General features: G+C 59.6%; 18 protein-coding genes and 1 pseudogene. 16 read left to right on the top strand and 3 right to left on the bottom strand.

Annotated features, from left to right (window positions below):
* The first annotated feature begins 205 nt into the window (after window positions 1-205).
* The 4 genes from galU (at window position 206) to moaA (ending at window position 3,953) form a co-directional block, all read left to right on the top strand.
* Complete coding sequence (gene galU, locus FYB92_RS09000) at window positions 206-1,081, top strand: UTP--glucose-1-phosphate uridylyltransferase GalU (RefSeq protein ID WP_040511958.1); 876 nt, start codon at window positions 206-208, stop codon at window positions 1,079-1,081.
* 5 nt (window positions 1,082-1,086) lie between these two features.
* Window positions 1,087-2,508: a phosphoglucomutase/phosphomannomutase PgmG gene (gene pgmG / locus FYB92_RS08995; RefSeq protein WP_247066689.1), complete on the top strand. Its 1,422-nt coding sequence runs from the start codon at window positions 1,087-1,089 to the stop codon at window positions 2,506-2,508.
* Between the two features lie 230 nt (window positions 2,509-2,738).
* Complete coding sequence (locus FYB92_RS08990) at window positions 2,739-2,924, top strand: DUF3553 domain-containing protein (protein WP_040511959.1); 186 nt, start codon at window positions 2,739-2,741, stop codon at window positions 2,922-2,924.
* A 12-nt stretch (window positions 2,925-2,936) separates the two neighbouring features.
* A complete protein-coding gene (gene moaA, locus FYB92_RS08985; protein ID WP_075631753.1) occupies window positions 2,937-3,953 on the top strand; it encodes a GTP 3',8-cyclase MoaA in 1,017 nt (338 codons plus the stop codon).
* An 88-nt stretch (window positions 3,954-4,041) separates the two neighbouring features.
* Here the strand turns inward: moaA and FYB92_RS08980 are convergent, their stop codons facing one another.
* Window positions 4,042-4,938, bottom strand: coding sequence for a methyltransferase domain-containing protein (locus FYB92_RS08980; protein WP_062808877.1), 897 nt, complete (start codon window positions 4,936-4,938; stop codon window positions 4,042-4,044).
* On the opposite strand from FYB92_RS08980, the gene FYB92_RS08975 reads away from it, so the two are divergent.
* The 5 genes from FYB92_RS08975 (at window position 4,937) to FYB92_RS08955 (ending at window position 8,523) form a co-directional block, all read left to right on the top strand.
* Complete coding sequence (locus FYB92_RS08975) at window positions 4,937-5,794, top strand: ComF family protein (RefSeq protein ID WP_239021073.1); 858 nt, start codon at window positions 4,937-4,939, stop codon at window positions 5,792-5,794. The two genes, FYB92_RS08980 and FYB92_RS08975, sit on opposite strands and share 2 nt — an antisense overlap.
* A gap of 96 nt (window positions 5,795-5,890) precedes the next feature.
* Window positions 5,891-6,151, top strand: a complete 261-nt coding sequence (gene grxC, locus FYB92_RS08970; protein WP_003620082.1) for a glutaredoxin 3 — start codon at window positions 5,891-5,893, stop codon at window positions 6,149-6,151.
* 30 nt (window positions 6,152-6,181) lie between these two features.
* Complete coding sequence (locus tag FYB92_RS08965; RefSeq protein ID WP_075631729.1) at window positions 6,182-6,640, top strand: DUF1178 family protein; 459 nt, start codon at window positions 6,182-6,184, stop codon at window positions 6,638-6,640.
* A gap of 66 nt (window positions 6,641-6,706) precedes the next feature.
* Window positions 6,707-7,243 (top strand): DUF2147 domain-containing protein, encoded by a 537-nt coding sequence (locus tag FYB92_RS08960; protein WP_247066688.1) that lies wholly within the window; start codon window positions 6,707-6,709, stop codon window positions 7,241-7,243.
* A gap of 47 nt (window positions 7,244-7,290) precedes the next feature.
* A complete protein-coding gene (locus tag FYB92_RS08955) occupies window positions 7,291-8,523 on the top strand; it encodes a lactonase family protein (protein ID WP_062808878.1) in 1,233 nt (410 codons plus the stop codon).
* 123 nt (window positions 8,524-8,646) lie between these two features.
* Here the strand turns inward: FYB92_RS08955 and ubiG are convergent, their stop codons facing one another.
* Window positions 8,647-9,396 (bottom strand): bifunctional 2-polyprenyl-6-hydroxyphenol methylase/3-demethylubiquinol 3-O-methyltransferase UbiG, encoded by a 750-nt coding sequence (ubiG, locus tag FYB92_RS08950; RefSeq protein WP_247066687.1) that lies wholly within the window; start codon window positions 9,394-9,396, stop codon window positions 8,647-8,649.
* A gap of 158 nt (window positions 9,397-9,554) precedes the next feature.
* Between ubiG and FYB92_RS08945 the strand changes: the two genes are divergently transcribed.
* The 6 genes and pseudogenes from FYB92_RS08945 (at window position 9,555) to prfA (ending at window position 16,807) form a co-directional block, all read left to right on the top strand.
* Window positions 9,555-10,808 (top strand): aspartate kinase, encoded by a 1,254-nt coding sequence (locus FYB92_RS08945; protein WP_040511963.1) that lies wholly within the window; start codon window positions 9,555-9,557, stop codon window positions 10,806-10,808.
* 1 nt (window position 10,809) lies between these two features.
* Window positions 10,810-11,886, top strand: coding sequence for a nitronate monooxygenase family protein (locus tag FYB92_RS08940; RefSeq protein WP_040510813.1), 1,077 nt, complete (start codon window positions 10,810-10,812; stop codon window positions 11,884-11,886).
* Window positions 11,883-13,076: a RodZ domain-containing protein gene (locus FYB92_RS08935; RefSeq protein ID WP_075631727.1), complete on the top strand. Its 1,194-nt coding sequence runs from the start codon at window positions 11,883-11,885 to the stop codon at window positions 13,074-13,076. Before FYB92_RS08940 ends, FYB92_RS08935 begins: the two co-directional genes overlap by 4 nt.
* Window positions 13,077-13,207: 131 nt before the next feature.
* Window positions 13,208-14,368 carry a flavodoxin-dependent (E)-4-hydroxy-3-methylbut-2-enyl-diphosphate synthase gene (ispG, locus tag FYB92_RS08930; RefSeq protein ID WP_062808881.1) on the top strand — a complete coding sequence of 387 codons (1,161 nt, stop codon included), beginning with the start codon at window positions 13,208-13,210 and terminating at the stop codon, window positions 14,366-14,368.
* Between the two features lie 120 nt (window positions 14,369-14,488).
* A pseudogene (gene hisS / locus FYB92_RS08925) lies at window positions 14,489-15,743 on the top strand (histidine--tRNA ligase).
* Window positions 15,744-15,745: 2 nt separating this feature from the next.
* Complete coding sequence (gene prfA / locus FYB92_RS08920) at window positions 15,746-16,807, top strand: peptide chain release factor 1 (protein ID WP_062808883.1); 1,062 nt, start codon at window positions 15,746-15,748, stop codon at window positions 16,805-16,807.
* 149 nt (window positions 16,808-16,956) lie between these two features.
* On the opposite strand, the gene FYB92_RS08915 is transcribed toward prfA, so the two are convergent.
* A complete protein-coding gene (locus FYB92_RS08915; RefSeq protein ID WP_332828498.1) occupies window positions 16,957-17,415 on the bottom strand; it encodes a hypothetical protein in 459 nt (152 codons plus the stop codon).
* 30 nt (window positions 17,416-17,445) lie between these two features.
* On the opposite strand from FYB92_RS08915, the gene prmC reads away from it, so the two are divergent.
* On the top strand, window positions 17,446-18,321 hold the full coding sequence (prmC, locus tag FYB92_RS08910) for a peptide chain release factor N(5)-glutamine methyltransferase (RefSeq protein ID WP_332828497.1): 876 nt from the start codon (window positions 17,446-17,448) through the stop codon (window positions 18,319-18,321).
* The last annotated feature ends 31 nt before the right edge of the window (window positions 18,322-18,352 follow it).

The raw sequence follows: 18,352 nt of genomic DNA, 5'->3' as shown, positions 1-18,352 counted from the left end.
GAATGCATGACAAAGCATGTCAGTTCCCCCTGTGGATGCATTCCAGACTAAAATAGTTGATTTAGGTCATGTTGTTGCGCGACACTGCGCCCTAAAGATGCAGTCGACGCGACGTTCCCGTGGTCCAGATATTGCCGATTGTCCTGGAATTCAGGAGGGCAGGAAAAGGGAAGTCCGAGGTTATTTGTAAAATAAGGTGAATTTTGTGATCAAGCCCCTGAAAAAAGCTGTCCTTCCTGTTGCAGGAATGGGAACCCGTTTCTTGCCCGCAACGAAATCGGTTCCCAAGGAGATGCTGCCGGTTGTTGACAGGCCGCTGATCCAGTACGCGATTGACGAAGCCCGCGAAGCCGGGATCGAGGAATTCTGCCTGGTGTCCAGCCGTGGCAAGGATTCGCTGATTGATTATTTTGACATTGCATTTGAACTCGAAGCCACGCTGACGGCACGCAAGAAAACATCGGCGCTGAAGGCTCTCGAACCGACCCGCGTCACGCCGGGTTCGATGATTTCCGTCCGCCAGCAGGAACCGCTTGGCCTGGGCCATGCCATCTGGTGCGCCCGCAGTTTCATCGGCAACGACCCCTTTGCCATCCTGCTGCCCGATGACGTTGTGCAGAGCAAGACCTCCTGCCTGAAGCAGATGGTCGAGGTCTATAACCGCACTGGTGGCAACGTTCTGGCGGTGACTGAGGTTCCGCGTGAAAAGACCGATCAGTACGGTGTGCTTGATGTCGGTAAGGACGATGGCAAGCTTGTTGAGGTCAAGGGCCTGGTCGAGAAGCCCAAGCCCGAAGATGCACCGTCCAACCTGTCGGTGATCGGCCGCTATATCCTGACGGCCGACGTGCTGCCGCATCTTGCCAAGCTTGAAAAGGGCGCCGGCGGTGAAGTGCAGTTGACCGATGCGATGGCCAAGATGATCGGCCACGTGCCGTTCCATGGCTTCCGTTACGAAGGGCGCCGCTTTGACTGTGGCAACAAGATCGGCTTCCTCGAAGCGCAGATCGCCTTCTCGCTGGAGCGTGAAGACCTGGCGGGTGAGGTGCGTGAGTTCCTCAAGACCTATCAGGCAAAATAAGGCCGGTGTCCTTTCGCCATCGCTTCGACCCGACAAGCCTGCGTGAATATGATATCCGCGGGATTGTCGGGAAGACCCTGACGGCACAGGATGCCTATGCCATCGGTCGTGCCTTTGGCAGCATAATCGCCCGCAGGGGCGGTACGAATGTTGTGATCGGTTATGACGGGCGCCTTTCCTCACCAGCACTTGAATCCGCGCTGGTGAGGGGGGCCATGGCGTCCGGCATGGCTGTAACCCGTGTGGGATGCGGCCCCACACCGCTTCTTTATTTCGCATCGGTGACACTTGGGGCCGATGGCGCGGTTATGGTGACAGGCAGCCATAATCCGCCGGACCATAATGGTTTCAAGATGATGCTGGATAGCAGGCCATTCTTTGGCAGGCAGATCCGCGATCTTGGCAATCTCTGCGCCACCGGCGATATGGTGCCTGAAACGACCGGAAACGTCCGTGACATGGACCTGACCGATGCGTATGTCCAACGTCTGCTTGATGATTGGGATGGCGGGGTACGCGCGCTGCATGTGGTGTGGGATAATGGGCACAGTGCGGCAGGCAGGGTGCTGGCCCGCCTCGTCCAGGGATTGCCAGGGCGGCATACCATCCTGAACGGCGAAATTGACGGGCATTTTCCCGTTCATCATCCTGACCCAACCATCCCGGAAAACCTTGAACACCTGATCGGCACCGTGCGGGCAGAGCATGCCGATATCGGCATTGCCTTTGATGGAGATGCTGATCGTATCGGGGTTGTTGACAATACCGGACGCATCATATGGGCGGACCAGCTTCTGGTCATACTGGCGCGTGACATACTATGTCATCATGCGGGCGCAACAGTCATTGCGGACGTCAAGGCAAGTCAGGTTCTGTTTGACGCGGTGAAAGGGGCAGGGGGCAATCCAGTGATGTGGGGGGCTGGTCACTCCCTGATAAAATCCAAGATGGCGGAAACCGGCGCCCTTCTGGCGGGGGAAATGTCAGGGCACATCTTCTTTGCCGATAAATGGTACGGTTTTGACGATGCGCTATATGCGGCCGTCCGGCTGTTGGGTATCGTCGCGCGTCTGCCAGGCCCACTGTCGGATATATGGCAGGCACTGCCGGTTATGATCAATACACCCGAATTGCGCTTTGCATGTTCTGACACACGCAAATTCGCTGTCATCCAAAATGTGGCCGAGCGTCTGCGCGCAGCAGGGGCGACGGTCTCTCTGATTGACGGGGTCCGTGTCAGCACTCCTGATGGATGGTGGCTGCTGCGTGCCTCCAACACACAGGCCATGCTGGTGGCACGGGCAGAAAGCATGACCGAAGCAGGACTGGCACGATTAAAGGCCGAATTGACAACGCAACTGCAGCAGTCAGGGATCAAAGCGCCCGACTTTTCCGCCCATGATCCCCATCATGGGTGCAATGGGTGAAAAGTCATTTAATGTACTGAAAACAAAATATTTTTTGTATATATCTGTTTGCAGTCACAGACGGTGGGTTTTGAAACAGGAGATTATTTCCAAACCATTCCTTCACTGACCATACGTGGGTGCCCCGGGATGATCGCGGGCCGTTTTTCATTGAACCTGACGCCAACAGGTTTAAAAGGCCCAAATCAGTCCTATATGATATTAGGCATTACTCCCGGGTTTATGGCTTCATGACGGCATCACTGCCCTTTCACTCATTTTTGATCCCTGGCCAGCATGTGGCCCATCCAGAACATCCCGAATGGGGAATGGGACAGGTGCAATCCGCCACGGGACGACGGGTTGTGGTAATGTTCCCCCATGCGGGGAAGGTTGCCATCGATGCAATGGTCATACAGTTGACGGTGGTGGACTGATTGGAACGCCTGATGACGCGCCCATTCCTTGATTCCTTTGGCCGGGCGGTGACGTATCTGCGTGTATCGGTCACGGATCGCTGCGACATGCGATGCCTGTATTGCATGGCCGAGGACATGACGTTCCTCCCCAAACCCGAAATCCTGTCTTATGAAGAACTTGAACGGATCTGTGCCGCGTTCATTCATAATGGGGTGCGGCGCATCCGTGTCACGGGCGGCGAACCACTTGTCCGGCGCGATGTCATGTCATTCTTTTCCGCCATGGGGGAATGGCTGCGTCGCCCTGTGGATGAACCCCGCCTGGACGAACTGACACTCACGACCAATGGTTCCCGCCTGGGTGAATTCGCAATTCCCCTTCATGCGGCAGGGGTAAGACGCGTGAATATCAGCATAGATTCCCTTGACCCCACGCGCTTTGCGACCATCACCCGACGGGGAAACCTGCGCAAAACGCTCGACGGCGTCCGGGCGGCAAAGGAAGCGGGCCTGAAAATCCGTATCAATGCCGTCGCCATGGCTGGCCTGAATGATGACGAATTCGACGATATGATCGCATGGTGCGGCCAGATCGGCGCGGACCTTTGCCTGATCGAGACCATGCCCATGGGCGAGACAGGGGACGACCGACAAAATCGCTATATCCCGCTGGACCGGGTACGGGCGGACCTTGCCCTTCGATGGACGCTGGAACCCCTGACCCATCGCACTGGCGGGCCTGCGCGCTATATGCGTGTGGCCGAAACAGGGCAGAAAATCGCCTTCATTACCCCGATGAGCCATAATTTCTGCGAAAGCTGCAATCGGGTGCGCCTGTCATGCACGGGACAGTTGTACTCATGCCTTGGCCACGAAGGCGCAAGCGACCTGCGTGGGCCACTGCGTGCCGGAATGGATGACGCCGGTATCCTGCGCCTGGTCCAGTCAGCCATAGGACGCAAGCCCAAGGGGCATGATTTCATGCTGGACCGGGCCGCCGACGACCCTGCCCGCATTTCGCGCCATATGAGTGTTACCGGCGGATAACCCCCGGAATTACAGGAATTCCCACCAGCTTTCCCCTGCGATAACATGGCAGGCCATATGCCCGCTTTTTGTTTTCCAATAAGTAATTTCAACCTGCTGTCGGCATATCCACACCACCATCTGCGCTACCGTCTTCGTCACCAAGGGCATCTTCAAGCGATGTCGTAAACTGCCCTGGTTTCAATGCACGCGGCTGTGTCACGGCAGGTGCCCACCCCGTCATGATCGCGACATGAAGCGGCATGGCCACATTTCCCTGTTCATCACGCGGCAACCCGGCCAATGCTGCGGGGAAAAGTGCGACAGGCGGGCTGGCACGATGCCGTTCAACCAACGCATTGGTTTCCCCTGCATCACGCAGATCACGCAGCAACATCATCGGCGAGCGATAAGCCAGTTCAATGACATCCGAATCGGCGACAGGCAATGCGAATCCAGCCCGCTGCAACAGGGCCGCACAATCGCGCAGTCCCGGGAACGGTGAAATCCGCACCGACGCCCCACCCAGCAGGTCATGTTCCGCCACAATCAGTGCCTGACGCAATTCCGCCAGTGTGGGCAGGATCGGCATACATGCCAGAAACAGTCCGTCAGGACGCAGGATATTGCGTATCTGCACCAGCGTGCCAGGCAGGTCATTAACCCAATGTAGCGACAAGTTGGCGATGACGAGATCGAATGTCCCCGCTCCGAAGGGAAGCCATTCCTCGTCCATACAGACGCATGGACCGGGTTCACGCGCGCACAGGGCAGGGGAGAGATCCGTGGCCACGACCTCGATTCCACGCGCCCTCAACATGGGGGCACTTACCCCACGGCCCCCAATATCCAGCGCATGGGAAAACCGGTGCGTCGTATCATCAAGCCGGTCCAAAAGCCGATCTGCGGCCGCCTGTATGATGGGCTGTACCCGCTGCAACGAGTTGCGCGCACGATCCCGGTGCAGGCGCACGGCATGACGGTCAAAAATTATCGGCGTCTCCATGACAGTGATGTGCGCCATCCGCTACCATCTGCCAAGGACACCATCACGTGAATGCGCCATGCTGATGTCGATATCTTTTCGCCTGTTTTCGCCATACCTGCACAAGGTCGCCGGTCAGGTTCTGGATCTGCTCCTGCCGCCGCACTGCCTGTCATGCGGGGAAGAGGTGGAGCAGGCCGGCCATGTCTGCGCGGCATGTTTTACACATCTGAACCTGATTTCCGCCCCGGCATGCCGCAAATGCGGCACTCCCTTTACATCCGAAGCCGCAGCCGGCGATGACCTGACCTGCCAGAACTGCCTTGATGCCCCGCCTCCATGGGACTCGGGAAGGGCGGCATTGGTATATGACGACTGGTCGCGCCGTCTTGTCCTTGGCCTCAAATATGGTGATCGAACGGAAAATGCGGCCTTTCTGGCACGCTACATGCATCTGTCCGCACGCGACCTGCTGATCCGCGACGCCATACTGGTCCCGGTGCCCCTGCACCGACGACGGTTATTTGCCCGTCGCTATAACCAATCCGCGCTGCTGGCGGGGGAACTCGCCCGGATGGGCGGCATGACGCACTGGCCCGATGCGCTGATGCGCACATGCCATACACGTCCACTCGGCCATCTTGCCCTGCCACAGCGCCGCGCGGTCCTGCATGGCGCGATTACGGTACGTTCCCACCGAATGGCGGCCCTGCGGGGAAGGCATGTCATCCTTGTCGATGACGTCATGACCACCGGCAGCACGCTTGCGGCATGCACCGTGGCATTGCGCGATCATGGGGCCGCACGTGTCGATGTCCTGTCCGCCACGCGTGTCTGCGTGACTGCGGATCGGCGACACCCGGCATCATATCCGTAACGGATACGGTTTCATTACCCACCAGCCACACGGACATGGCATTATGGGATGAAATTATCGTAGAGACGACATTGATCCAGCAGATGAAAGTTCCTCATGCCTAAAGTCGAGATCTATACCCAGCCCGGTTGCCCTTATTGCGTACGCGCCGTCAGGCTGCTGCAGTCAAAAGGGGTTACGTTCGAAGAAATTACCGCCCTGCACGGCACCGAAGCCCGCAGTACGGCGATCAGCCGTTCGGGCGGGCATATGACGATGCCCCAGCTTTTCGTGGATGGAAAATTCATCGGGGGCTGTGATGACATGATGGCGCTGGAGCGTGGGGGCAAACTCGACGCGCTGCTTGGCGTAGGCTGAACGGACGGGCGTGGGACAGGGGGCAGCCACATGATTCTCTACCGCCTGCGATGCGAAGGGGAGCATGAATTCGAGGGGTGGTTCCCCAACAGCGCCAGCTTTGAACGCCAGGCGGAAAAAGGATTGCTGTCATGTCCGTACTGTGGAGGACATGACATCACCCGCGCCCTGATGGCGCCCGCAATCCGCCGTGGCACCGGGGACGCTCCCGTCATGCCCGACACGCCTGACGCGCCCCCGGCGCAGCTCCCCGATACGGTCGCTTTACCCGATGCGGCGATGGCACTGTTGCAAAAAATGCGCGATGTCATCGAAGGACATTGCGTGAATGCTGGGGAGCAGTTTGCGGCAGAAGCCCTGAAAATGCATCGTGGTGAAAAGGAAGCCACGGCAATATACGGCAGCGTCACCGAAGATGAACGCGAAATGCTGGATGACGAAGGGGTCGAGGTGCTGACCATCCCCTGGGTCAGGCCCGCCGATAGCTGAACTGAGACTACGCTCGCTTCGTATCCACCGCATGTTACGCAGCGCACGACCAAGGAGAGGGTATCCATGCGCCGAACGACAGGAATGACCGGACGGATCGGTCAGGGACCGGAAACGGGCCGGGTCCGACCTCATCGCACGCCGGGTATCCTCACGCGGGTGCTGCTGGCCCTTGTTGCCGGTGTGGGCATGGGTGGTGCCCGTTCGCCCGCACACGCCACACCGGCGGCGACACCCTCCATCATCGGGGAATGGGAAACCAAGGATCATGACGGCGTCTTTCGCGTCATGCAGTGCGGCACGGAAATCTGCGGCGACCTTGTCGGGTTGAGCTATACCAAGGACGTTCCCAAGGACCATAACGGACATTCGGAATGTGGCCTGCGGATGCTGACGGGCTTTACGCCCGATCAGGGGGAGGCCGGCCACTGGAATGGCCATATCCTTGATCCCGACAGTGGCCACGTCTATCACGCCAAGATCTGGATTGCGCCTTCGGGGTCACTGAAACTCCGGGGGTTCGTGGGGGTTCCTCTGTTTGGGGAAACGGAAACATGGACCCCCTTCACCGGCAAGATCGGGCCGGAATGCCGCCTGCCATAGGCATGCAACCATTTTTGAAAATCTGAAATTGGGATAACTGAAATTCGATGAAGTCCAATCTTACCCGGCGCGCCGTTATTGCGGGGCTGGCGATGGCAGGGGTGCCGGTCGCATCGCGCCCGTCACTTGCAGAGCTGCCTCAGCGCTCACGGACCATCTGCTATATCGGTGGCTATACGCAGCACGGGCCACCGGGCGGCAGTGGCAACGGGGAGGGGATTTCAGTCTTCGAGATGAATCCCGACAATGGCAGCCTGTCGGCGTTGATGACATATGTCGATATCGCCAGCCCGTCCTTCATCGTCATTTCACAGGATTCGCGCTTTCTTTACGCCCTGAGTGAAATCGAGGATTTCAACGCCAATCACGAAGGATGCGTTACGGCATTTTCCGTCAATCGCAAAAGTGGCGAACTGACCAAGATCAATGTCATGCGTTCAGGAGGGGCCATTCCCGCCCATCTGAGCATCCATCATTCAGGCAAATATGTGATGGTTGCCAATTATATGGGCGGCAGTGTCGGCATCCTGCCCATTCGGCCCGACGGCAGCCTTGGCGACCCGACCGATGTGGTCAAGAACACCGGCCCGCGCATGCCCGATCGCGCCAGTGACAACCCGCCCGGGAATTTTGCCGTCAGCGACCATTCCGGCTCCCATGTCCATATGGTCGCATCCGACCCCAGCGGGCGCTTTGTCCTGGCCTGTGACGCGGGGCTGGACCGGGTCTATGTCTGGACGCTGGACCTGCACACGGGACGGTTGGTACCGGTCGCAAAGGCGCCGTTCATCAACATGACCCCCGGGTCCGCCCCACGCCACTTCGCCTTCAACGCGAAGGGAAACATGATCTATATCCTTGGCGAGCAGGATTCGAAGGTAGTGGCCGCCACCTTTAATGCCGAGACAGGCGAGATCGTCCCACAGCAGACCGTAAGCACCGTCACCCCGCATTTCCGCGGCAGCAGCCTTGCCGCGGGCATCCTTCTTTCACCTAGCGGGCGTTACCTGTACGTTTCCAACCGGCTTGGCGATTCATTGGCCAGTTTCCATGTCAATGACGATGGCACGCTCAACCTGGTCGATGAAATCTGGATGCATGCAGACTATGGCCGGTCGATGATGTTCGACCCCAGCGGATCGTTCCTGTTCTGCGCCAACCAGCGCAGCGATTCCGTCACATCATTTCGCGTCAATGGTGCAACGGGCGAATTGCAGTTCACATGGAACTTCACACCCGTTGGCAGCCCGACCACCTTTGCCTTTATGAACACGATCTGAGAATTTTTTTAAAACAGGCGACCGGCATTCCTGGATGCCGCTTTTTCGAATAAGCGGCATCTTCTGTAGCTTTCTGGAAACAGTTTCACCAAGAATTCAGTCCCGGCCCTGATCGTTTTCCCATCAGTCGCGCACGAGGCAGGCAATATAATTGACCCCGAGGTCACGGCTTTCACGCCATCCCCCCAGCGCGGGCACCATCCCGGCGATATCGGCGATTCGCAGTCCTGCCCGCACGGCCTGCTGCCCCAGTTCGGCAGGTGTTATGAATTTGCGCCATTCATGCGTGCCGACCGGCAACAGGCGCAGCACATATTCGGCCCCAATCTTTGCCATTGCCAGCGAACGCAGCGTCCGGTTCATGGTGGACACGACAAGTACACCCCCCGGCCGCAACATGGTGGCAAGCATCCCCAGGAACGCGGCGGGATCTGTGACATGTTCGATCACTTCCAGCGCTGAAATCGCATCGAACTGCGCGCCTTCGGCACATAACTCTTCCGCGCTGCCACAGCGATAGGCAAGGGGCCCGCTGCCTGCGGGTAACGGATGGTGACGCAGGTGCTGGCGTCCCGCCGTAATGGCTGCGCTGGAGGCATCAAGCCCTGTAACGTCGAATCCCGCCCGTGCGAACGCCTCGCTTGCCAGGCCCGCGCCACAGCCGATATCCAGCAGCGTGCGCCGCGTCCCCCGATCATCGGCGGTGGCGGGAAGGCGGGCCAGTGACCACGATATCCGCAGGTCATTCATCGCATGCAGCGGACGCATCGGTCCCGCCGGGTCCCACCATCTTTCGGCCAGTTCACTGAAACGGGCGATTTCCGAAGGGGAGACCGAACCCGGCCCCTGGGCTGACGAATCGTGAAGCTGCATGGGTGCAACGCCTTTCATATGGCTGTCTCGCGCTGGACGCAGAGGCGGGGGGGATGTATGTGACGCGCCTTGTACATAACCGCAATGCCCCGGACCACCCACCTGTGATAATGGCCCGGACAGCACGAATCCTGACCCACAGCGGAGAGCTTGTTCCAATGTCCACTACCGTACCGCGGATCGTTATGAAATTCGGTGGCACATCCGTGGCCAATCTGGAGCGGATTCGCGCTGTTGCCGAAAAGGTCCGCAAACAGGTCGATGCCGGATGCGAGGTCGCGGTTGTCGTCTCTGCGATGTCGGGCGTTACCAACCGGCTTGTCGGTTACTGCCAGGACCTGTCCACCCTTCATGACCCGCGAGAATATGATTCCGTCGTTGCCACAGGCGAACAGGTAACAAGTGGCCTGCTGGCGATCGCGCTTCAGGCGCTGGGGATCAATGCGCGTTCATGGCTGGGGTGGCAGATCCCCGTGCGTACGGATGACGCCCATGGCAAGGCCCGTATCGAGGGTATCGACGGACAGGCCCTGATCGCCTCAATGCAGGCGGGACAGGTTCCGGTGATCGCAGGCTTTCAGGGCGTGACCGCCGACAACCGCATCACCACGCTGGGCCGGGGCGGGTCAGACACCTCTGCCGTGGCGCTGGCGGCGGCGCTGCACGCCGACCGGTGCGATATCTATACCGATGTGGACGGAATTTATACAACCGACCCTAGGATCGTTGCCAAAGCACGCAAGCTCGATAAAATCACCTATGAAGAGATGCTGGAACTGGCGTCCGTCGGGGCCAAGGTCCTGCAGACCCGCAGCGTCGAACTTGCAATGAAAAAACGGGTGCGCGTACAGGTCCTGTCCAGCTTTACGGACGGCCCCGCACCTTCAGAAGGGCATCTGCCCGGTTCAATAGTCGTGGATGAGGACGAAATCGTGGAAAAGGAACTGGTGGCAGGGATTGCCTATTCCCGTGACGAGGCAAAAATTTCCGTGCGCCGGGTTCCTGACCGGCCGGGAATCGCCGCCGCCGTGTTTGGTCCCCTGACTGCGGCGAATGTAAACGTGGACATGATCGTGCAAAGCACCGGCGACGACGGCATGACCAACATTACCTTTACCGTGGGCAAGACCGATTTCGCACAGGCCATCAAGGCGCTGGAAGACGCACGCGACGTCATCCATTACGGCGAACTTGCCACCGATGACGACGTGGTGAAAATCAGCGTGGTGGGCGTGGGCATGCGTTCACATACCGGCGTCGCCAACACGATGTTCCGCACCCTCTCTGAACGCAACATCAACGTTCAGGTCATCTCGACCAGTGAAATCAAGGTATCGGTCCTGATCGCCGCCGAATATACCGAACTTGCGGTCCGCGCCCTGCACGCCGCCTATGGACTTGATGCAGCCTGACATGAACCAGACCAGCCCTTCCTCCACCACTCCCACGGATCCCCGCCGGGTTGCGGCGCGCGCACGCCTTGACCGGCTCTGGTCGGCGGGCACCAGCTTCCTTGGCAGCGAGGTCGCCCTCCTTGGCGGGGCAATGTCGTGGATCAGCGAACGCCACCTCGTCTCCGCAATTTCCAATGCGGGTGGCTTTGGCGTGCTGGCCTGCGGGGCCATGGAACCCGACCGTCTGGCAGAGGAAATCGCAGCCACACAGGCCCGCACCACCCGTCCGTTCGGCGTCAACCTGATTACCATGCACCCGCGTCTCAATGACCTTGTGCAGGTCTGCCTTGATGCGGGTGTCGGCCATGTCGTGCTGGCTGGGGGCATCCCGTCCGGTCCCGTGATCCGCGCGATCAAGGACGGCGGGGCAAAGGTCATCGCCTTCGCCCCCGCTTTCGTTCTGGCCAAGCGCCTGATGCGCATGGGGGTGGATGCGCTGGTGATCGAAGGCTCCGAAGCGGGCGGGCATATCGGTCCCGTATCGCTGACGGTACTCGCGCAGGAGGTCCTGCCCTTCGTCCATGACATTCCCGTCTTCGTGGCGGGTGGCCTGGGCCGGGGCGATGCGATTGTCTCCTATCTGGAGCAGGGGGCCGCAGGCGCGCAGCTTGGCACGCGCTTTGCCGCCTCCACCGACAGCATCGCGCATGAACGCTTCAAAAAGGCATTCATCCGCGCCAGCGCACGCGATGCTGTGACTTCGGTACAACTCGACGAACGCTTTCCCGTCATCCCCGTACGTGGCCTGCAGAACGAAGGAAGCCGCCGTTTCCTGAGCCATCAGGCAGAAACGCTGCGACGGTTCCAGTCGGGGGAACTGACGAAGGAACAGGCCCAACTGGATATTGAACATTTCTGGGCCGGTTCACTGCGTCGCGCCGTGATCGACGGGGATGTCGAAAACGGTTCGGTCATGGCGGGACAGTCCGTCGGCATGATCACCAGCGAACAGTCGGTGCGCGACATTATCGCCGAACTGGTGGAACAGGCGCTTGATGCCCTGATCCGGCAGGAAGACAGGATGCGCCGCGAATGAGCGAGGGCACACGCATGTTCCGCCAGAAAAATACGAACACCGGCGACACGGCCACCCCACCCACAGGCGGGGACCTTCCCCATAGTGTTGGTCAGGAACTGCGCGCGCGCCGGGAACAGTTGGGCTGGAGCCTGCCGGACGTCGCATCATGGCTGCGTATCCGCCTGCCATATCTGGAGGCGCTTGAGGAAGGCCGTGCACAGGCGCTTCCCGGCAGTGCCTATGCCATCGGCTTCCTGCGCACCTATTCCAAGGCACTCGGCCTTGCGCCAGAACAGTTGATCCAGCGTTTCAAGATGGAAACACGCGGGTCGTTCGATCGCAAACCCGACCTTTCATTTCCTGTTCCGCTGCCGGAAAAAAGCCTGCCGCTTGGCGTGATCCTGCTGGGTGGGATCGTTATCCTGGTGGGTGCCTATATAGGGTGGTACCGCATGACCGGGGCGTCGGAACATCCCGTCGTCACCACGCATACCGACCTGCCGGGCATTTCCACACCAGGCACGGCATCGCCACAAATCGCATCCGTCCTGCCCGCACCGGGGGAACTGCCGCCCAACCCGCCACAGCCCCTGCCGCAGCAGGAACAGAACAGTATCACGGCGCTGGCCCCATCCGGACCGCCCGAAGACACCAGCCCAGCCAAAGCGCCTTCCGGCCCGGTGGAAAAGATGGGAGAGGACAAGAACGCCCTTGCCAACACCCATCCTGACGCCGACCATCCCGCTGGTACGGATCCGGCAGGCCCCGCGGCGACAGCGGCGACGGACCAGATCACCCTGAACGCCTCCGCCCCGACATGGGTGCAGGTGCGCCAGCAGGGCGGTGGGGTCATCTATGACCATACACTGGGCAGCGGGGAGACATGGCAGGTGCCTGTGGACAAGCACGATCTTGTCCTGACCGTGGGCAATGCCGGTGGCCTTACACTCAGCGCGAATGGCGTGGTATCACCGCCGTTGGGACGGAACGGAGAGGTCCGGCGCAATATCATATTGAGTGCGCAGGCCATCAGCAGTGGCACCATCACACAGCCCCCCCCGACAACATCACGTGCGCCAATGCCGCCGCCCGCGGCGCGTCCGACGGGCACGATATCCGCCCCAATGCCGCCTTTGCCGCCAGTCGGACCCTCGGATGGAGGGAATAATGCGCTTCCCCCACTCCCACAAACCGACAAAGCGGAGTAATATGGTCGGCAACGACACGTTGTGAAGACAGCATGCGTATCCGTCACAGGATCTGAAAACAGGACTTCATCGCACCCCGTCATGGCATGACGGGGCGGCATGAACTCCCCGCCTCGTATGGAGGGCAGACAATGAGCAGCTATCGTCCTTATCAGCATATCGAACGCCGCAAATCGCGGCAGATCCACGTGGGCAAGGTTCCGGTGGGCGGGGATGCACCGATTTCGGTGCAGACCATGACCAACACCCTGACCACCGACGCGGAAGCCACGATCGCACAGATCCGCCGCGCGGAACTTGCCGGGGTGGATATCGTGCGCGTCTCATGCCCTGACGAAGAAAGCACGGCCGCACTTGCTGAAATCGTACGCGAAGTGAATGTCCCCATCGTCGCGGACATCCACTTCCACTACAAGCGCGCGATTGAGGCCGCCAAGGCTGGCGCGGCGTGCCTGCGCATCAATCCGGGCAATATCGGCAATGCCGCGCGCGTGCGCGACGTGGTCAATGCGGCCAAGGACTATAACTGCTCCATCCGCATCGGCGTGAATGCCGGGTCGTTGGAAAAGCACCTGCTGGAAAAATACGGGGAGCCAAACCCCGACGCGCTGGTCGAAAGCGCGTTGGAACATGCCAAGATCCTTGAAGATCATGACTTCCATGAATTCAAGATCAGTGTGAAGGCCTCGGACGTCTTCCTTGCCGTCGCAGCCTATCAGCAACTGGCCGATGTCTGTGACCATCCGCTGCATATCGGCATTACCGAGGCAGGCAGCAAACGCGCGGGCACCGTGAAGTCGTCCATCGGCCTGGGTAACCTGCTGTGGGCGGGCGTGGGCGATACGATGCGCGTTTCACTGTCGGCCGAGCCGGAAGAAGAGGTGCTGGTCGGATGGGATATCCTTAAATCTCTTGGCCTGCGTCATCGTGGCGTGAAAATCATTTCCTGCCCGTCATGCGCACGTCAGGGATTCAATGTGATCCAGACCGTCCAGACGCTTGAAGACCGGCTGGCGCATATCAAGACACCACTGACGCTGTCCATCATCGGCTGTGTGGTCAATGGCCCGGGCGAGGCACTGATGACCGACCTGGGTGTCACGGGCGGCGGCGCGGGACGACACATGGTCTATTCCGCCGGACGGCAGGACCATACGATGCCCGCCGGCGACATGGTCGAACATATCGTCGAGCTGGTGGAGGCAAGGGCCAAGGCCATGCAGGCCGAAGAAGACGCCCGCAAGGCAGCCGAAGACAAGACCCGCGCGTCGGAACTGACGCCCGCGGGCTGACACAGGCCGGGAGGGGAGGGAACGGCCCGCGGGCGTCAGTTCCGCGTCCCTTCCGGCTGGCCTGTCCCTTCGCATGTGGCGACGGAACGGGCATGATGTCGTTCAAGCAGGAATTTCGCAGTGAGCAGTTTACAGCCCGTCCGCGGCACCCATGACCTGATCGGGGAAACGCAGCGTCGTTTCGCCCATGTCATCGAAACGGCCCGTCGCATCACCGGACTTTACGGTTTTGACGAATGGGCGACACCGATTTTCGAGGATACGCGCGTTTTCAAGCGCACATTGGGCGATACGTCCGACGTCGTTTCAAAGGAAATGTACACCTTTGAGGATCGGGGGGGGTGAATCACTGACATTACGCCCCGAAGGAACGGCAAGCGTATGCCGGGCGCTGGTGACAAACGGGCTGACGCAATCCCTGCCACAGAAGGTTTTTTATGCGGGACCGATGTTCCGCTACGAACGGCCGCAAAAGGGACGTTACCGGCAGTTCCACCAGATTGGCGCGGAACTTCTCGGCCCGGCAGAACCGCTGGCCGATGCCGAAGTGATCGCGATGGGACGCGATATTTTGCAGGCCTTGGGCATTGCGCGCGATACCGTTCTGGAACTCAACACCCTTGGCGATATCGAAAGCCGGAATGCATGGCGCGCGGCCCTGATTACCTATTTTTCCGAACGGCGCGATGAACTTTCCAGCGAAAGCCTGAACCGGCTTGAACGCAACCCGCTACGCATCCTTGACAGCAAATCGCCACAGGACAAGGTCGTGGTGGAAGATGCCCCGCTGATTTCGGGATATCTCAACCCGCAGGCCCAGGCATTCTGGGATGACCTGCGCAAGACGCTGGATATCCTTGGGGTTCCATTCCGTGAAAACCCCCGCATCGTACGCGGGCTTGATTATTACAGCCATACGGCATTCGAATTCGTGACGGAACGGCTGGGTACGCAAGGTACCGTGCTTGCGGGTGGGCGATATGACGGGCTGGTCTCCGAAATGGGTGGACCACAGACACCCGCGATTGGGTGGGCAGGCGGGATCGAACGCCTTTCGATGCTGCTCGACGAAGCGCCTGCCGCCCCGCGTCCCGTCGTTGTCGTCCCGATGGGCGAAGGTGCCGCAGCAACCGGCATCACAGTGCTACAGGCATTACGGGGCGCGCATATCCGCGCGGAAACATCTTATCGTGGCAACCTCAAGCGACGCATGGAACGTGCAAACCGCCTGAACGCGACCCATGCCATCGTCATTGGCGAGGATGAGGTCGCACGGGGCGTTGTTCAGGTCCGCGACCTTGATAAGGGGCAGCAGGCCGAAGTTGCAATGGATCAGGTGACAGACTTCCTGCATGGCCTGTCGCGGGGCGCATAAGGGTGGCGCGGTTTGACGAACGACTTGACCGGATCGTAGCGCGTGGCGAGGAATTGCAGGCTCTATTGGCAGAGGGGCTGTCCGGGGCGGCATTCAGTCAGGCCTCGCGGGAATTCGCCGAACTTGACCCCATTGTCGCCAAGGTCAATGCCCTACGCGCCACCGAACAGGCGGTGCAGGACACGCAGGCCCTGCTTGATGATCCAGAAATGCGAAGTCTTGCGGAAAGTGAGCTTGCAGAACTGCGCAGGCGCATTCCCGAACTGGAACACGATATCCGCATTGCCATGCTTCCGCGTGACGAAGCGGATGATCGCAGCGCCATCCTGGAAATCCGCCCCGCAGCGGGTGGGGATGAAGCTGCCCTCTTTGCAGGGCAGATGTTCGGGGCGTATCAGCGATATGCGGATCAGCGTGGCTGGCGGTTCGAAATTCTTGAATACGATGAGTCCGAACTTGGCGGCCTGCGCGAAGGGATTGCCAGCATTACCGGCCGTGGCGTCTTTGCGCGCCTGAAATACGAATCAGGCGTGCATCGCGTCCAGCGCGTGCCCGCCACCGAAAGCCAGGGCCGCATCCATACATCCACAGTGACTGTCGCTGTCCTTCCCGAAGCTGAGGAAGTGGACGTGGAGATCAACGACAACGACCTGCGCATCGATGTCTACCGTGCCTCAGGCGCAGGGGGGCAGCATGTCAACAAGACGGAAAGTGCCGTGCGCATCACGCACATGCCCAGCGGTATTGTCGTGGCGATGCAGGAAGAGAAGAGTCAGCATAAAAATCGTGCAAAGGCGATGAAAATCCTGCGCGCACGCCTGTATGAACGCAATCGCGCCGCCGCCCATGAAACCCGGGCAGCAGACCGCCGCTCGCAGGTGGGGACAGGGGACAGGTCTGAACGCATCCGCACCTACAACTTCCCGCAAGGGCGCGTTACCGATCACCGCATTGGCCTGACGCTCTATAAGATCGACAAGGTCATGGGAGGGGAGTTCGATGAGTTCGTCGACGCCCTGACGCAGGAAGAACAGGCAGCACTTCTTGCGATGGACGAGGATTGAGAGGCGGCTTGTGCAGCCCCGCCTGATAACAGGCCAAAACAAAAAAGCTGTTGGCGAGGCTTTTCCCAGAAGGCCTTGCAAGACGACGTCTGAACTTTTTTCTGATATTTATCAAAGGATTATTTTCAGGCAGGTGCTACGCACGACAATCACGAGGTGGGGGCGGCACACAGGGAACTGCGGCCGGGATAATGTTCCACCACCGTGGGATCATCCGGGTCATCAAGATAGAATTCCGTAAAATTCTTTGCCCCCAATGCAACCAGATGATGGCCGTTGGGGGCATGCAGAACGCCTTCGCCGCTGACTTCGTGTGTTTCGGCTTTGCCAGAGGGCAGGCGGATCGTTATTTCTCCGCACAGGGCATAGCTGTGATTGACGCGGCCGACTGGCGTTTCGACATTGACAGTGCGTTCAGGATGGCGCGGATCAAGCTGAAATGTTGCGACCAGACGTTCGTCGATATACAGGCGCGACACCTCGGAAATCTCGTCCGAGGCACAACCATCTGTAACATCGAACGTACCCGCCAGTACCGGCGCTGCTGTGGCGACAAGGCCCAACATCGCCAGAGCAAGACCAAGACGAAGATGAACAACGGGTTTCATGATGACAGGGTATGATGGAAACACGCTCCAATGAAAGAGGATGATCCACCGCACACCCATGATTTACGCACGGTGCTGCAACAGGCCACCCAGCGCCTGTCAGCGGCAGGAGTGGAAACGCCACGACGTGAAGCACGGCTTTTGCTGGCGCATGCATTAGGGACCGACCTTGGTGGCCTGCTGCTGCGTGACTGGATCGAAAAAGGGGCGCTGGCACATTTTCATACGCTGCTGGAACGGCGGAGCCTGCATGAACCACTTTCCTACCTGACAGGCAGGGCCGGGTTCTGGTCCATGACGCTGGACGTTTCCCCGGCCACGTTAATCCCGCGCGCCGATACGGAAACATTGGTCGAGGCCCTTCTGGAACTGCGTCCCGATCGGACGGATATCAGCACAATCCTGGATCTTGGGACGGGAACGGGTTGCCTGTTGCTAGCAGCATTGCAGGAATATCCGCAGGCGTGGGGACTTGGGGTGGATCTTTCGCCCGATGCGGCACGTCTGGCCCTGGGCAATGCCCGGCATGTGGGCCTGTCGGATCGATGCAACATCATTTGCGGGAATTGGGCACAGGCCATTACAGGGCGCTTTGACGTGGTATTCAGCAACCCACCCTATATCCCGCATGCGGACCTGTCGGGCCTGATGCCTGATGTCCGCGATCATGAACCCCACCGCGCGCTTGATGGGGGGGATGACGGGCTGGTCTGTTACCGTATCCTGATGCAGTCCTTGCCACGACTTTTAAAACCGCGCGGCCTTGGGATCGTGGAACTGGGGATCGGACAGGATCACAGCGTCCCAGTGCTTGCACGTGATGCAGGTATGGACATCGTGGCGATACGTCCTGACCTGGGCGGTGTCGGGCGGGCGCTGATAGTGCGGCGGGCAGGGGAGCCGTGAAAAAATAATTTGGCGACCAATGATTTGCAGG

The organism is Novacetimonas sp. GS1, assembly GCF_036686925.1.
GTDB classification, from domain to species: Bacteria; Pseudomonadota; Alphaproteobacteria; order Acetobacterales; family Acetobacteraceae; genus Novacetimonas; species Novacetimonas hansenii.
Note: the sequence above shows the minus strand (reverse complement) of the source record. Positions and strands in the feature narration are given on the sequence as shown.

Coding starts and splice junctions, on each gene's coding strand:
- FYB92_RS08990 (WP_040511959.1), top strand. CDS start 2,739: ATGACGGCATCACTGCCCTTTCACTCATTTTTGATCCCTGGCCAGCAT.
- moaA (WP_075631753.1), top strand. CDS start 2,937: ATGACGCGCCCATTCCTTGATTCCTTTGGCCGGGCGGTGACGTATCTG.
- FYB92_RS08975 (WP_239021073.1), top strand. CDS start 4,937: ATGACAGTGATGTGCGCCATCCGCTACCATCTGCCAAGGACACCATCA.
- FYB92_RS08980 (WP_062808877.1), bottom strand. CDS start 4,938: ATGGAGACGCCGATAATTTTTGACCGTCATGCCGTGCGCCTGCACCGG.
- grxC (WP_003620082.1), top strand. CDS start 5,891: ATGCCTAAAGTCGAGATCTATACCCAGCCCGGTTGCCCTTATTGCGTA.
- FYB92_RS08965 (WP_075631729.1), top strand. CDS start 6,182: ATGATTCTCTACCGCCTGCGATGCGAAGGGGAGCATGAATTCGAGGGG.
- FYB92_RS08960 (WP_247066688.1), top strand. CDS start 6,707: ATGCGCCGAACGACAGGAATGACCGGACGGATCGGTCAGGGACCGGAA.
- FYB92_RS08955 (WP_062808878.1), top strand. CDS start 7,291: ATGAAGTCCAATCTTACCCGGCGCGCCGTTATTGCGGGGCTGGCGATG.
- ubiG (WP_247066687.1), bottom strand. CDS start 9,396: ATGCAGCTTCACGATTCGTCAGCCCAGGGGCCGGGTTCGGTCTCCCCT.
- FYB92_RS08945 (WP_040511963.1), top strand. CDS start 9,555: ATGTCCACTACCGTACCGCGGATCGTTATGAAATTCGGTGGCACATCC.
- FYB92_RS08940 (WP_040510813.1), top strand. CDS start 10,810: ATGAACCAGACCAGCCCTTCCTCCACCACTCCCACGGATCCCCGCCGG.
- FYB92_RS08935 (WP_075631727.1), top strand. CDS start 11,883: ATGAGCGAGGGCACACGCATGTTCCGCCAGAAAAATACGAACACCGGC.
- ispG (WP_062808881.1), top strand. CDS start 13,208: ATGAGCAGCTATCGTCCTTATCAGCATATCGAACGCCGCAAATCGCGG.
- FYB92_RS08915 (WP_332828498.1), bottom strand. CDS start 17,415: ATGAAACCCGTTGTTCATCTTCGTCTTGGTCTTGCTCTGGCGATGTTG.
- prmC (WP_332828497.1), top strand. CDS start 17,446: ATGAAAGAGGATGATCCACCGCACACCCATGATTTACGCACGGTGCTG.